This is a genomic window from Streptomyces sp. 8N616 (assembly GCF_052246385.1).
In the GTDB taxonomy this organism is placed as follows: domain Bacteria; phylum Actinomycetota; class Actinomycetes; order Streptomycetales; family Streptomycetaceae; genus Streptomyces.
The window spans coordinates 148706-163730 of record NZ_JBQQBY010000006.1 but is presented as its reverse complement, the minus strand read 5'-3'; the positions used below and the strand labels follow the sequence as shown (position 1 = coordinate 163730).

The following is a 15025-nucleotide window of genomic DNA, read 5'->3' as shown; positions in this document are numbered from 1 at the left end:
CGGCCGGGTCCCGGCTCATGATGTGGGGCATGTGTCGTGCCGTTCCGGCACGCCGGAACGGAGAGGGAGTCGTATGAGGGTCGGAATCGTCGGAGCCACGGGGCAGGTCGGCAGCGTGATGCGGGCCGTGCTCGCCGAGCGCGGGTTCCCGTTGGATGAGCTGCGGCTGTTCGCGTCCGCGCGCTCGGCGGGCTCGACACTGGCATGGCAGGGCCAGGAGATCACCGTCGAGGACGCCTCGACGGCCGACTACTCCGGCCTGGACATCGTGCTCTTCTCGGCCGGCGGCGCGACCTCCCGCGCGCTGGCGGAGAAGGTCGCCGCGCAGGGCCCCGTCGTGATCGACAACTCCTCGGCCTGGCGCCGCGACCCCGAGGTGCCGCTGGTGGTCTCCGAGGTCAACCCGCACGCGATCGGGAACCGGCCCAAGGGGATCATCGCCAACCCGAACTGCACGACGATGGCCGCGATGCCCGTGCTCAAGCCGCTCCACGCGGAGGCGGGTCTCGAAGCACTGGTCGTCGCCACCTACCAGGCCGTATCCGGCTCGGGCCTGGCCGGCGTCGCCGAGCTGCACGGCCAGGCGTCCAAGGTGATCGCCGACGCGGACAAGCTCACCCACGACGGCCGGGCCGTGGACTTCCCGGAGCCGGGGGTCTACCAGCGCCCGATCGCCTTCAATGTGGTGCCGCTGGCGGGCTCGATCGTCGACGACGGCCTCTTCGAGACCGACGAGGAGCAGAAGCTCCGCAACGAGTCCCGCAAGATCCTCGAGATCCCTGGGCTCAAGGTCTCCGGCACCTGCGTCAGGGTCCCGGTCTTCTCAGGCCACTCGCTGCAGGTCAACGCCCGTTTCGAGCGTCCGCTCAGCGTGCGGCGCGCCTACGAGCTGCTGAAGGACGCCCCGGGCGTGGAGCTCTCCGAGATCCCGACCCCGCTCCAGGCGGCGGGCAAGGACCCCTCGTACGTGGGCCGCATCCGCACCGACGAGACGGTCGAGAACGGCCTCGCGCTCTTCGTCTCCAACGACAACCTGCGCAAGGGCGCGGCGCTCAACGCGGTCCAGATCGCGGAGCTGGTGGCGGCCGAGCTCAGGGGCTGACGCCGACCGGACGCAGAGAGGGGCGGGCGCCACGAGCGCCCGCCCCTCATCGTCGTGCGGCCCGCCCGCCGAGGCCCGCTCGCAGACCCGGGTGAAAGCGCCACGACGTGGAAGGATGGCTGAAACGTAACGACGAAGGAGATGACGCCGCGTGCCTGGCACGAATCTGACCCGCGAAGAGGCGCAGCAGCGGGCGCGCCTGCTCACCGTCGACTCCTACGAGATCGAGCTCGACCTCTCCGGCGCCCAGGAGGGCGGCACGTTCCGCTCCGTGACCACGGTGCACTTCGACTCCGCCGAGGCGGGCGCGGGGACCTTCATCGACCTGGTGGCGCCGGCCGTCCACGAGGTCGTGCTGAACGACGCCGCGCTCGACCCCGCCGAGGTCTTCGCGGACAGCCGGATCGCCCTGCCGTCCCTGGAGGCGGGCCCCAACGAGCTGAAGGTCGTCGCCGACTGCGCGTACACCAACACCGGTGAAGGGCTGCACCGGTTCGTCGACCCGGTCGACCAGCAGGCGTACCTCTACACGCAGTTCGAGGTGCCGGACGCCCGCCGGGTCTTCGCGTCCTTCGAGCAGCCGGACCTGAAGGCGACCTTCCAGTTCACCGTGAAGGCCCCCGAGGGCTGGACGGTGATCTCGAACTCGCCGACGCCCGAGCCCGTCGGCAACATCTGGCGCTTCGAGCCGACGCCGCGGATCTCCGGCTACGTCACCGCGCTGATCGTCGGCCCGTACCACAGCGTGCACAGCAGCTGGGAGAAGGACGGCCGGTCGGTGCCGCTCGGCATCTACTGCCGGCCCTCGCTCGCCGAGCACCTCGACTCGGACGCGATCTTCGAGGTGACGCGGCAGGGCTTCGACTGGTTCGAGGAGAAGTTCGACTACCCCTACCCGTTCGCGAAGTACGACCAGCTGTTCGTGCCGGAGTTCAACGCGGGCGCGATGGAGAACGCGGGTGCGGTCACCATCCGCGACCAGTACGTCTTCCGTTCGAAGGTGACGGACGCGGCGTACGAGATGCGCGCCGAGACGATCCTCCACGAGCTGGCCCACATGTGGTTCGGCGACCTGGTGACCATGGAGTGGTGGAACGACCTGTGGCTGAACGAGTCGTTCGCCACGTACACCTCGGTCGCCTGCCAGGCGCACGCACCCGGCAGCAAGTGGCCGCACGCCTGGACCAGCTTCGCCAACTCCATGAAGACGTGGGCCTACCGGCAGGACCAGCTGCCCTCGACCCACCCGATCATGGCCGAGATCCGCGACCTGGACGACGTCCTGGTCAACTTCGACGGGATCACGTACGCCAAGGGCGCCTCGGTGCTGAAGCAGCTCGTCGCATATGTCGGCATGGACGAGTTCTTCACCGGCGTGCAGACGTACTTCAAGCGCCATGCCTACGGGAACACCCGGCTGACGGATCTGCTGGGCGCGCTGGAGGAGACCAGTGGCCGCGACCTGAAGACGTGGTCGAGGAAGTGGCTGGAGACGGCGGGCATCAACGTGCTGCGGCCGGAGATCGAGACGGACGCCTCGGGTGCAGTCACCTCCTTCGCCGTACGGCAGGAGGCCCCGGCGCTGCCGGCCGGCGCGAAGGGTGCGGCGTTCGATGATGCGGCTCCGCCGCGTGGCACGCTCCGCCCGCACCGGATCGCGATCGGCAACTACGACCTCAAGGACGGCAAGCTGGTCCGTACGAGCCGGATCGAGCTGGACGTGGACGGCGAGCTCACGGAGGTCCCGTATCCGCAGGGCACGCCCCGCCCGGCGGTGATCCTGCTCAACGACGACGACCTGTCGTACGCCAAGGTGCGGCTCGACGCCGAGTCGCTCGCGACGGTCACCCAGCACCTCGGCGCCTTCGAGGCCTCGCTGCCGCGCGCGCTGTGCTGGGCCTCGGCCTGGGACATGACGCGCGACGGCGAGCTGGCCACACGCGACTACCTGGACCTCGTGCTGTCCGGAATCGCGAAGGAGTCGGACATCGGCGTCGTCCAGTCGCTGCACCGCCAGGTCAAGCTGGCCCTGGACCTCTACGCCGACCCGGGCTGGCGGCCCACCGGCCTCGCCCAGTGGAGCGAGGCGGCGCTGGAGCGGCTGCGGGCGGCGCAGCCGGGCAGCGACCACCAGCTGGCGTGGGCGCGGGCTTTCGCGGCCACGGCCCGTACGGACGAGCAACTCGCCCTGCTGCAGGGCCTGCTGGACGGCACGGAGACGATCAACGGCCTGGCCGTCGACACGGAGCTGCGCTGGGCGCTGCTGCAGCGGCTGGCGGCGATGGGCAGGGTGGACGAGAAGGGGATCGCCGCGGAGCTGGAGCGGGACAGGACCTCGGCGGGCGAGCGGCACGCGGCGACCGCGCGGGCCGCGAGGCCGACGGCGGAGGCGAAGGCCGAGGCGTGGGCGTCGGTGGTGGAGTCCGACAAGCTGCCGAACGCCGTGCAGGAGGCGGTCATCGCGGGCTTCGTCCAGACCGACCAGCGCGAGCTTCTTGCCCCGTACACCGCGAAGTACTTCGAGGCGGTGAAGGGCGTCTGGGAGTCGCGCAGCCACGAGATGGCGCAGCAGATCGCGGTCGGGCTCTACCCTGCGGTCCAGGTCTCGCAGGAGACGCTGGACGCGACGGACGCGTGGCTGGCCTCGGCGGAGCCGAGCGCGGCGCTGCGCCGGCTGGTGACGGAGTCCCGCGCGGGCGTCGAACGCGCTCTGAAGGCCCAGGCCGCGGACGCCGCAGCCGCCGACCAGCCGTAGAGCCGCCCCACGATGTGGTGGTGCCCCGGACCGTACGACGGCCCGGGGCACCCTGCGTCTCAGAAGGCATGCCGTCTCAGAGGGGATTCAGACGGGGATGACCTCCACACCCCGCTCCAACCCCTTGAAGTCGTCCGCGTTGCGCGTGGAGAGCGGCAGGCCCTGCGCGGCGGCCGTGGCGGCGATCAGAAGGCCCATGCGACGCGTACCGCGCCGTATTGCACTGCGATACGGCGCACCGCGGCCGCTTCGCGTTCTGCACGCGCAGGTGCGGCCCGGGAGCCGCCCGGTGTGCCGCTACTTCGAGATGCTCGCGCCGGCGGCCGCGCCGGCGGCCGCGCCGGAGGCGGGCGGCGGGATCGGCGACGCGCTCTGCGACTTCGGCGAATCGGGGCTGGCCAGGGCCGACGGGGCGGCCACACCCGCAGCCGGGTCGAGCACCGGCTCCGCGCCCGCCTCCAGCGGTATTCCGCCGACGATCCGGATCCCCGCCTCGTCGAAGGCCTTCTTGATCCGCCAGCGCAGCTCCCGCTCCACGCCCAGCGCCTTGCCGGGCATGGTCTTGGCCTGCGTACGGATCACCATCGACTCCAGCGTCACCGAGTCCAGCCCGAGGACCTCGACCGGGCCCCACAGCCGCTCGTTCCACGGCTCGTCCTTGGCGAGCGTCTCGCCCGCCTCCAGGATGGTCCTGCGGGCCTTCTCCAGGTCCTCGTCGTAGCGGACCTGGACGTCCACGGCGGCGGTGGCCCAGCCCTGGCTCTTGTTGCCGATCCGCTTGACCTCGCCGTTGCGGACGTACCAGATCTCGCCCTCGTCGCCGCGCAGCTTGGTGACCCGCAGCCCGACCTCGATGACCTCGCCGGATGCGACCCCGGCGTCGACGGTGTCGCCGACCCCGTACTGGTCCTCGAGGATCATGAAGACGCCGGAGAGGAAGTCGGTCACGAGGTTGCGGGCGCCGAAGCCGAGCGCGACGCCTGCGACGCCCGCGCTGGCGAGCAGCGGCGCCAGGTTGATGTTCAGGACCGACAGGATGGTCAGCGCGGCTGTGCCGAGGATCACGAACGACGCGACGCTGCGGAGCACGGATCCGATCGCCTCGGAGCGCTGGCGGCGCCGCTCGACGTTCACCAGCAGACCGCCGAGCGCGGTGCCGTCCACGGCCTGTGCGGTGCGGTTCATCCGCGCGATGAACTTGGTGATCGCCCGGCGGACGAGCGATCGCAGCACCATCGCGATGACGAGGATCAGCAGGATGCGCAGGCCTGCGCCGAGCCAGGCGGACCAGTTCTGCTCCACCCAGCCGGCGGCCTGGGACGCGTTCTCCTGCGCCTCCTGGAGCGAGGGCGCGGCGTCGGGCGACGTGCCGTCGGCGAGGAACCAGGACACAGTGAACACCTTCCGTATGGGACGACCAACCACACTAACGGGGCATCCTGCATGGTCCGCTGCTCTGTTCGAGAGAGGGCCGGTTTCGAGCTGGGGAAAAACCAAGGTGTGGTCGAAAACACTCCTGATGCGTTACCCGGACGTGGTGGCGCCGCGACCAGGCATGAGGAGAGACTGAGACCAGATCGTCCCGGCGCGAGCCACGCGCCGCCGGCGTACAAGGAGGCACCCGTGCCGCATGTCCTGGTCCTCAACGCGTCGTACGAGCCACTCGGCGTCGTACCGCTTCGCCGCGCGCTCATCCTCGTGCTCAACGACAAGGCGATCAGCCTCGAGGATTCCGGCGCGCTCATGCGGAGCGCCACCCGCGTCGTCCCCGCACCCAGCGTCGTCCGTCTGAAGCGCTTCGTGCGGGTCCCCTTTCGGGGCCCTGTCCCGCTCACCCGCCGCGCCCTGTTCGCCCGTGACGGCGGCCGGTGCGCGTACTGCGGTGGCGTCGCAACCAGCGTCGATCACGTCATTCCGCGCAGTCGCGGCGGGCCGCACTCGTGGGAGAACGTGGTGGCCGCCTGCCGCCGCTGCAATCACGTCAAAGCCGACCGGCACGTCGCCGAGCTCGGCTGGCGGCTGCGGCACCAGCCCGCACCGCCGTCGGGTCTCGCCTGGCGGATCATCGGCACAGGCCATAGGGATCCGCGCTGGCTGCCATACCTGCAGCCGTACGGCGCGGACGACGCGATGGCCCGGATCGACGGCATATCTGCCTGAAGCCGGGCCATCGTCATGCCGCCTGACGGCCGCGGACGCCGTCGGGCGGTTCCTCATGCCACGGCCCCAGTCCTTCCTGCACCACCGGACCGTACGAAATCGGGCAAATCAGGGCATGCGGTGAGCCGTTCGTGCAGCAAAGCCGGCCCCTGCCCGTAGAGCCGCCGGAAACGGCCGGGTGATGGGACCGTACGCCGTACAGTGAGGGCGTGGATGACGTGCATGAGCTGAGCATGCTCGAGCAGGCCGCTGCCGTTCGCCGCGGGGACGTGTCGCCCGTCGAGCTCGCCGAGCACTATCTGCGGCGGATCGAGCGTCTCGACGGCGCCGTCGGCGCCTATCTCACCGTCACCCCCGAGCGGGCGCTCGACGACGCCCGCCGCGCGGAGCTGCGGCTCGCCGCCGGCGGGGAGCTGCCGCCGCTGCTGGGGGTGCCGCTGCCGGTGAAGGACCTCGACCCCGTGCCCGGGATCCGCTGCACCACCGGGTCGGCCGTCTTCGCCGACCGGGTCGCCCCGCCCGAGGCCGCCACCCACCTCGTCGGCCTGCTGGAGCGCGCCGGGACGGTGCTGCTGGGCAAGACCAACACCCCCGAGTTCGGACTGCCCGCCTACACCGAGAGCCGCGTCGGGCCGCCCGCCCGCAGCCCGTACGAGCCCGCCCTCGGCGCCGGCGGGTCGAGCGGCGGGGCGGCCGCCGCCGTGGCCGCCGGTCTCGCGCCCGCCGCGACCGGCAGCGACGGCGGCGGGTCCATCCGGATCCCCGCAAGCTGCTGCGGCATCGTCGGCCTCAAGCCCAGCAGGGGCAGGATCAGCCCGGCCCCGGAGGGCGACGTCAGCGGGCTCGCCACCGCCGGGCCCCTGGCCCGTACGGTCCGGGACGCGGCCGCGCTGCTCGATGTGATGGCCGGGCCCGTGCCCGGCGACCCGGTTCCGCTGGCCGCGACCGAGACGCCGTTTCTCGCGTGGTGCGAGCGGACTCCCGGGCGTCTGCGCATCGCCCGCTGGGCGCGGCCCGACGTGCCGGACGTCACCGTGGAGCCCGAGGTGCTCGCCGCGTACGAGAAGACGTCCGCGCTGCTCGCCGAGCTCGGCCACGACGTCATCGACGCGGACCAGCCGCTGCGGCCCGGCGACCGGGACGCCTTCACGCCCGTGTGGGCGGTGCTGGCGGGGCTCGCGCCCGTGCCGCCGGAGCGGGAGGCGGAGCTGATGCCGCTCACCCGCTGGCTGCGCGAGCAGGGCCGGGCCGCGACCGGCCTGGAGTACGCGCGTTCGCTGGCCGCCATGCAGCGCGTGGGACGCCGGCTGGCCGCCGCCGTGGCCCCGTACGACGCCGTGCTCACCCCGACCCTCGCCCGGCTCCCGCAGCCCGTCGGCGCCCTGCGCGACGACGCCGACCCGGCCGCCGACTTCGCCGCACAGATCGCCTTCACGCCCTTCACCGGTCCCTGGAACATCGCCGGGCTGCCCGCCGTCTCCCTCCCGCTCGGCTGGACCGGCCAGGGGCTGCCCGTCGGGATGATGCTGGGCGCGCCACACGGCGCCGAGGGTCCGCTGCTGGCGCTCGCGGCCCAGCTGGAGGCGACGGTCCCATGGGCGGGCAGGCGCCCGGAGATCTGGTGACGGCGGCGCCCCGGGCCCCGGCACCCGTACGTCGCGTCCGGGCACGCGCGCGTGCCCGGTGTCCGTGCGTTGAGCCCGACGCGGGTCGTACGTCCGGGTCCGTACGTCGGGGTCCGTACGTTCCGGAAATTCGACGCCGTAGACTCTCGTTCCGCCGCAATCCCTGCGCTCGACACCGCGCGCGGCCGTGAAATCACGCACGGGAACCATATGTGACCTGTCCCACGTTCCTGTGGTGTTTACGTCTGCGGCCGCGCCCGGTGGGTAGAGCTGCTGTGACCCACTCCCGTCGACTCACGGAGGCCCGCGTGGCCGCGCCAGCCCAACTGCTTCTGTCCGCTCAGTCCAAACCCGCCGACCCCCTGGATCCCGAGCCCGTCAACCCGCTCGACCTGGACGGCCTGTCCGACCCCGACTCCGGCCTCGAGGGCGCCAGCTCCAGCGAGTGGGCCGAGCCCCCGCTCACCAGCGAGCCGCCGCTCGCCGACACCGCTCCCCTCACGAGCGAGCCGCCGCTCGCCGCAGAACTTCCGCTGACCAGCGAACCGACCGCCACCGGCATGGGTGCTGGGGGCACCTCCCAGCGTTAGCTGGGGGAGCACGGAGTCCATGGAGGTCTAGATGGGCCGAGCGCGGCTCGCCACCCTGCACGGAGTTGCCACTTCGTACGAGCCCGCCCCCGGCCGTACGGTCGAAGTGCCCGAAGACACCGTCGTCGCCGTGCTCGCCGCGCTGGGCGTCGACGCGTCCACACCGCGCGCGGTACGCGCGGCACTCGACGAGCACGCGCACTGGGAAGCGAACCGCCTGCTGCCCGACACCGTGGTCCTGCGGAGACCGCCCGCTCCGGCCGCCGCACCCGCGCACGGCGCCGCCGTCCCACCGGCCCCCCATAGCGCCGTACCAGCCGCGCCGCCGGCCCGCGGCAGCGCGGGCAGGGCGCACCCGCGCGACGTCGCCCGCGTGCAGGGCGTCCTGCGATACGCACCCGTACCGGCCCTCCCCGAGGGCACCCTGCTGCACGTCGACACCGAGAGCGGCGACAGCCTCCCCTGGGACGGCTCCGCGTTCTTCCGCGGCAACCCCGCCCCGGGGCGCACCGCATCCGCCTGGGCCGCCTCCGCCCCCACGGCTCCCTCGGCCTCCTCGGCCTCCTCGGCCTCCAGCGCCGCGGGTCAACTCCCGCTCGGCACCCACACGTTGCGCGCCCTGGCCCCCGACGGCCGCTCCGCCCGCGCCACCCTCATCGTCGCGCCCGACCGGATGCCCGAGCCTCCGGGGCGCAGCTACGGCTTCCTGGTCCAGCTCTACTCCCTCCTGTCGGCCCGTTCCTGGGGCATGGGCGACCTCGGCGACCTGGCGGATCTCGCGGCCTGGTCCTGCAGATCGCTGGGCGCGGGATTCGTCCAGCTCAACCCGCTGCACGCGGCCGTGCCGGGGAACGGGACAGAGCCGACCGACCCGTCCCCGTACCGCCCGTCCTCCCGGCGCTTTCCCGACCCGGTCCATCTGCGCGTCGAGGACGTGCCCGAGTACGCGCACCTGACCGGCCCGGCCCGGGCGCGGGCCGCAGAACTCGCGGAGCAGGCCACCGAGTTGCGCGACGGCGTCCTCCGCAAGGGGGCGCTGATCGACCGGGACGCGGTGTGGCGGCTCAAGCGGGAGGCCCTGGAGCTGGTGCGCACGGTCCCGCTGAGCCCCGGCCGCCGCGCCGCGTACTGCGACTTCCTCGCCAAACAGGGCCGGGCCCTGGACGACCACGCCACGTGGTGCGCCCTCGCCGAGGTCCACGGCTCCGACTGGCACGCCTGGCCGAGCGGCCTGCGCGACCCGCGCTCGGCCCGTACGGAGCGGGCGCGCCGCGAGCTCCTCGACCGCGTCGACTTCCACTGCTGGCTCGCCTGGCTGACCGACGGCCAGCTGGCCGCCGCGCAACGGGCCGCCCGTGACGCGGGGATGGGCACTGGGCTCGTCCACGACCTGGCGGTCGGCGTGCACCCGGGCGGCGCCGACGCCTGGGCGCAGCGGGACGCCTTCGCCGCGGGCATGTCCGTGGGCGCGCCCCCGGACGCCTTCAACTCCCGCGGCCAGGACTGGGGCCTGCCGCCGTGGCGCCCCGACGCCCTGGCGGCCGCGGGCTACGCGCCGTACCGCGACCTGCTGCGGGGCCTGCTGCGGCATGCGGGCGCGCTGCGCATCGACCATGTGATGGGCCTGTTCCGGCTGTGGTGGGTCCCGGAGGGCCGCGAGCCGACCCAGGGGACGTATGTCCGCTACGACGCGGAGGCGATGCTGGGCGTGCTCGCCCTGGAGGCGCACCGCGCGGGCGCGGTCGTCATCGGAGAGGACCTCGGCACGGTCGAACCGGGCGTGCGGGACGCCCTGGCGGGGCGGGGGGTGCTGGGCACGTCGGTGCTGTGGTTCGAGCGCGACTACGAGTCGGCGGCGCTGCCGGACGACCCACCCGCCGATGGACCAAACGACCCGCCCGCCGCGGGGACCGCCGACCCGCTCGCCGCGGGGACCGCCAACCCGCCCACCGCCGAGGACGCCGACCCGCCCGCCGCCGAGGACGCTGCCGCGGGCGGCAGCCCAGCGGGCGGTGCGGGCGGCCGGGGCGCGGAGCGTGGCGGCCGGGCGCGGCCGTTGGGGCCCGAGGCGTGGCGGGCCGGGTGTCTGGCCACCGCCACCACGCACGATCTGCCGAGCACCGCCGCCCGGCTCACCGGCGAGCACGTCGAGCTGCGCCACCGGCTCGGCCTGCTCACCCGCCCGCTCGCGCAGGAGCAGGCCGAGGACGCCGTCGAGGTCGCCGAGTGGCTGGCGCTCCTCGGGCGGCTCGGCCTGCTGCCCGAGGGCGTCGAGGACGAGGAAGGCTCCATCAAGGCGGTCTACCGCTTCCTCGCCGACACACCGGCCCGGATGGTCGGCGTCTGGCTGCCCGACACCGTCGGGGACCGGCGGCCGCAGAACCTGCCGGGGACCTGGGACCAGTACCCGAACTGGCGGCTGCCCATCGCCGACGCGGATGGGCAGCCCGTCACGCTGGAGCAGCTCGCGGCCTCCCCGCGCCTGCGCGCCCTGATGTCGGAACTCGCCGAACGCCTCCCACCGCCGTGCCCGGCGACGGAGCAGCCGTAACGGAGCGGCCAGAGAGGGCACCCCGGGCGCGCGGGCCGCCAGGGCGCCCGCTACGGTGAGGCTGTGGACAAGAAGAACGCCCTGCGCACCGGAGCCGTCGCCACCGGTTCGACGCTGATGATGCTGCTGATGTCGTCCCCCGCGCTCGCGGTCACCCGCGACGACGGTGACGACCCGGGTCCCGGCCTGAGCGTCGTCCAGACGCTGGGCCTCTTCGTCGGGCTGCCGCTCCTGCTCTTCGCGGTGATCGCCTGGCTGGTGGTCCTGGGCGAGAAGTCCGGCAACCAGCAGAGCTGAACCCACCGCGCGGCTCCCACATCACCTGACCGACGAGGGCGCCGCCCCGCCGTACGTACCCATACGAGTACGAGGCGAGGGCGGCGCCCTCGTCGCGCTGCCCGCCGCTTCCCTGCCGCGCTCCCCGCCCTTTCACGCCGTTTCCCGCGGGTAACGCTTCAGCCGTCTCCGCGGGGACCATTGACGCCCCCTCTCACCGCGGCCTACCTTTCCTCCCAGCAATAGGAAACTTTCCTAACAGTGCAGCACCAGCTGGGGGTATGCGCATGGCCGTGACACCGGGGAGCACAACGCCGGGAGGCACGACGCCGGGTACGCCACGGGTGCTGCGGGCGATGAACGACCGCGCCGCCCTCGATCTGCTGCTGGAGCACGGCCCCCTCTCCCGCTCCCGTATCGGCAAGCTCACCGGACTCTCCAAACCGACCGCCTCGCAGCTGCTGGCCCGGCTGGAGTCGGCCGGGCTCGTGGTCGCCACCGGCACGAGCGAGGGCCGCCCGGGGCCGAACGCCCAGCTGTACGCCGTGAATCCGGCCGCCGCGCACGTCGCCGCGCTCGACGTCACCCCCGACCGCATCCTCACCGCGGTCGCCGACATCACCGGCCGCACCGTCGGCTCGTACGAGCTGATCACTCCGGGCCGCCACGCCCGGGGGGCCGTACGCCAGGTGGTCGAGGCCCTGGACGGCGCGGTCAAGGTGGCCGGGCTGACCCGGGCCGACCTGCACCGGATCGTCATCGGCACCCCAGGCGCCTTCGACCCCAGCACCGGCCGGCTGCGCTACGCCAGCCACCTGCCCGGCTGGCACTCCGCCACGCTCCTCGACGACCTCGCCGCCGCCCTGCCGATGCCGCTGGAGTACGACAACGACGTGAATCTGGCCGCGGTCGCCGAGCAGCGGCTCGGCGCCGCCCGGGGCCACGACGACTTCGTGCTGTTCTGGAACGAGGAGGGGCTCGGCGCCGCGATCGTCATCGGCGGACGGCTGCACCGGGGCTGGACCGGCGGCGCGGGCGAGGTCGGCTTCCTGCCGGTGCCCGGCACCCCGCTCGTACGGCAGGTCGCCAAGGCCAACAGCGGCGGATTCCAGGAGCTGGCGGGCGCCCAGGCCGTACGGGTGATCGCCCGCGAGCTGGGCCTCGACGTGCCGGAGGGACCGCACAAGGAGGTCGCGGCAGAACTCCTTTCGCGGGCGGCGGAGGCTGCGAAAGCGGCGACGACCGCAGAAGTCACCGCACCCGCCGAGGCCGCCGAAGTGGCCGGGCAGTGGCCCCAAGACCCCGGCCGGGAGCGCGAGTTGCTGCAGCGCTTCGCGACCGGACTCGCGACCGGACTCGCCTCGCTGGTCGCCGTGCTCGACCCCGAACTCATCGTCCTCTCCGGCGGGGTGATCGCCGCCGGCGGAGAGCCCCTGCGCGAGCTGGTCCAGGCCGAACTGGCCGAACTCGCCGTGCCCCGCCCGCACCTCGTCCTCGGCGACGTGCAGGAACACCCCGTCCTCTGCGGCGCGTTGCAGAGCGCCCTCGCCTCCACTCGCGACGAGGTGTTCGACACCTCCCGCTGACCCCGCCCACCGTTCCACCCCCAGCACCTCCCTCTCGTCCCACGATCCCCTGGGAGACACCGTCATGTCCGGAACACGTACGGCCACCGCAGCGGCCCTCGCGGCGACCGCCGCCCTGTCCCTCCTCGCCACGGCCTGTACGGGCCAGAGCGGCACCGCCGCGAGCGACGACCCCAAGGCCGAGACGACCATCAACTTCTGGCACGGCTGGAGCGCCCCCAGCGAGGTGAAGGCCATTCAGGAGAACGTCGCCCGCTTCGAGAAGGCCCACCCGAACATCAAGGTCAAGGTCACCTCGAACATCACGGACGACAAGATCAACCAGGCGCTGCGGGCCGGCGGCGCCAACGCCCCTGACGTCGTCTCCTCCTTCACCACGGACAGCGTCGGAAGGTTCTGCACCTCCGGCGCCTTCGTCGACCTGAAGCCGTTCCTGGAGAAGTCGGGTATCGACCCGGCGAAGGTCTTCCCGGAGGCGCTGCGGCAGTACACGCGGTTCGACGGGAACCAGTGCACGCTGCCGCTCCTCAACGACGCGTACGGCCTCTACTACAACAAGGACGCCTTCGAAAAGGCCGGTATCAAAGCCCCGCCGAAGACCTGGTCCGAGTTCGAGAAGGCCGCGGTCAAGCTGACCAGAGCGAAAGGCGACTCGTACGAGCAGCTCGGCTTCATGCCGATCTTCCACGGATACGAGACCACTCCCGGCCATTACGTCGCCCAGTGGGGCCCGGAGTACTTCGACGAGGACGGCAAGTCCAGCATCGCCAAGGACCCCGCCTTCGCGAAGATGTTCACCTTCCAGAAGGGCCTCATCGGCAAGCTCGGCGGCTTCGAGAAGCTGACGAAGTACTTCAACACCTTCGGTGACGAGTGGGGCGCCAAGCACCCCTTCCACACCGGCCAGGTCGCCATGCAGCTCGACGGCGAGTGGCGGCTCGGCATGGCCAAGGACGCGGGCGCGACGTTCGAGATCGGTACCGCGCCGCTGCCCGTCCCGGACGACCAGGCCGCCGACTACGGCAAGGGCTATCTGTCCGGCACGATCATGGGCATCGCCGCCACCAGCAAGAAGCAGAACGCGGCCTGGGAGCTGGTCGAATATATGACCACGGACACCGACGCCGTCGTGGAGTTCTCCAACGCGATCCACAACGTGCCTTCCACGCTCGAGGCGCTGAAGTCACCGAAGCTGAAGATCGAGCCGGAGTTCCGGACCTTCATCGAGATCGCTCAGCACCCGGAGTCGAACACCACCCCGGCGCAGGCCGACGGCGGCGCGTACCAGGTCACGCTCCAGGACTTCGGCTACGCCTACGAGAGCGGAAAGCAGAAGGATCTCAAGGCCGGTCTGGAGAGGACCGCCCAGCAGATCGACACGGACATCGCGAAGCAGAAGTAGAACGCCGATGACCACGCACACCCTGCGGGTGAAACGCACGCGCAGTGCCCTTGGCGCGAAGCGCAGAAAATCGGCACTGCGTACTGCGGCCTTCATGTCGCCCTGGCTGATCGGCTTCAGCGTCTTCTTCGCCTATCCGCTGATCTCCACCGTCTACTTCTCCTTCATGAAGTACGACGGCTTCCGGGCGCCCGCATTCAACGGCCTGGACAACTGGAGCTATGTCTTCAGCGACTACCGGCTGTTCTGGCCGGCCCTGCAGAACACCCTGTGGCTGGTGCTCGTCATGGTCACCTGCCGGGTCGTCTTCGGGCTCGGCGTCGGGCTGCTGATCACCAAGATCAAGACGGGCGCCGGGGTCTTCAGAACCCTCTTCTACCTGCCCTACCTCGCCCCGCCGGTGGCCGCGACGCTCGCCTTCGTCTTCCTGCTCAACCCCGGTACGGGACCGGTCAACTCGATGCTCGCCGACCTCGGCCTGCCGGCCCCGGGCTGGTTCACCGACGCCGCCTGGTCCAAGCCCGCGCTCACCGCGCTCGCCCTCTGGGGTGTCGGCGACCTGATGGTGATCTTCATGGCCGCGCTGCTCGACGTACCCCGGGAGCAGTACGAGGCGGCCGAGCTGGACGGCGCGTCCGCCTGGCATCGCTTCCGGTACGTCACCCTGCCGAACATCTCCCCCATCGTGATGTTCGCCGTGGTCACCGGCGTGATCCAGACGATGCAGTACTACACGCAGCCGCTGGTGGCGGGGAAGGTCGCCTCCGGCATCATCGGCGGCTCCGGCCAGCAGTTCGAGCCGGGCTACCCCGGCAAGTCCACGCTCACCCTCCCCCAGCTCGTCTACAACCTCGGCTTCCAGCGCTTCGACTACGGCTCCGCCTGTGTGATCGCGCTGGTGCTGTTCGCTCTCGCCATGGCCTTCACCGCGCTGCTGATGCGCCGCCGCGGCGGCCTCGTCCAGGCAGGTGACTGACC

At 72.1% G+C, this 15025-nt stretch carries 11 protein-coding genes; 10 read left to right on the top strand and 1 reads right to left on the bottom strand.

Going from position 1 to position 15025, the window contains the following annotated elements; translation table 11 throughout:
• Nucleotides 1–73 precede the first annotated feature (73 nt).
• Nucleotides 74–1102: an aspartate-semialdehyde dehydrogenase gene (locus ACTWQC_RS07645; RefSeq protein WP_443314787.1), complete on the top strand. Its 1029-nt coding sequence runs from the start codon at nucleotides 74–76 to the stop codon at nucleotides 1100–1102.
• 151 nt (nucleotides 1103–1253) lie between these two features.
• A complete protein-coding gene (pepN, locus tag ACTWQC_RS07640; protein WP_443314786.1) occupies nucleotides 1254–3857 on the top strand; it encodes an aminopeptidase N in 2604 nt (867 codons plus the stop codon).
• A 297-nt stretch (nucleotides 3858–4154) separates the two neighbouring features.
• Here pepN and ACTWQC_RS07635 read toward each other — a convergent pair whose 3' ends face one another.
• A complete protein-coding gene (locus ACTWQC_RS07635; protein WP_443314785.1) occupies nucleotides 4155–5258 on the bottom strand; it encodes a mechanosensitive ion channel family protein in 1104 nt (367 codons plus the stop codon).
• Nucleotides 5259–5480: 222 nt separating this feature from the next.
• On the opposite strand from ACTWQC_RS07635, the gene ACTWQC_RS07630 reads away from it, so the two are divergent.
• The 8 genes from ACTWQC_RS07630 to ACTWQC_RS07595 all read left to right on the top strand — a co-directional run bounded on the left by ACTWQC_RS07630 (nucleotide 5481) and on the right by ACTWQC_RS07595 (nucleotide 15023).
• Nucleotides 5481–6017, top strand: coding sequence for an HNH endonuclease (locus ACTWQC_RS07630; RefSeq protein ID WP_443314784.1), 537 nt, complete (start codon nucleotides 5481–5483; stop codon nucleotides 6015–6017).
• Between the two features lie 209 nt (nucleotides 6018–6226).
• Nucleotides 6227–7642 carry an amidase gene (locus tag ACTWQC_RS07625; RefSeq protein ID WP_443314783.1) on the top strand — a complete coding sequence of 472 codons (1416 nt, stop codon included), beginning with the start codon at nucleotides 6227–6229 and terminating at the stop codon, nucleotides 7640–7642.
• Between the two features lie 308 nt (nucleotides 7643–7950).
• Complete coding sequence (locus ACTWQC_RS07620; RefSeq protein WP_443314782.1) at nucleotides 7951–8232, top strand: hypothetical protein; 282 nt, start codon at nucleotides 7951–7953, stop codon at nucleotides 8230–8232.
• A 31-nt stretch (nucleotides 8233–8263) separates the two neighbouring features.
• On the top strand, nucleotides 8264–10783 hold the full coding sequence (gene malQ / locus ACTWQC_RS07615; protein ID WP_443314781.1) for a 4-alpha-glucanotransferase: 2520 nt from the start codon (nucleotides 8264–8266) through the stop codon (nucleotides 10781–10783).
• A gap of 63 nt (nucleotides 10784–10846) precedes the next feature.
• On the top strand, nucleotides 10847–11080 hold the full coding sequence (locus ACTWQC_RS07610) for a hypothetical protein (RefSeq protein ID WP_443314780.1): 234 nt from the start codon (nucleotides 10847–10849) through the stop codon (nucleotides 11078–11080).
• Nucleotides 11081–11346: 266 nt separating this feature from the next.
• Entirely contained in the window at nucleotides 11347–12645 is a 1299-nt protein-coding gene (locus ACTWQC_RS07605) for an ROK family transcriptional regulator (RefSeq protein ID WP_443314779.1), read from the top strand.
• Nucleotides 12646–12709: 64 nt separating this feature from the next.
• The gene (locus tag ACTWQC_RS07600; RefSeq protein WP_443314778.1) at nucleotides 12710–14047 is read left to right on the top strand and encodes an ABC transporter substrate-binding protein; all 1338 of its coding nucleotides are present in this window, start codon (nucleotides 12710–12712) and stop codon (nucleotides 14045–14047) included.
• Nucleotides 14048–14054: 7 nt separating this feature from the next.
• Entirely contained in the window at nucleotides 14055–15023 is a 969-nt protein-coding gene (locus ACTWQC_RS07595; protein WP_443314777.1) for a carbohydrate ABC transporter permease, read from the top strand.
• Nucleotides 15024–15025 lie beyond the last annotated feature (2 nt).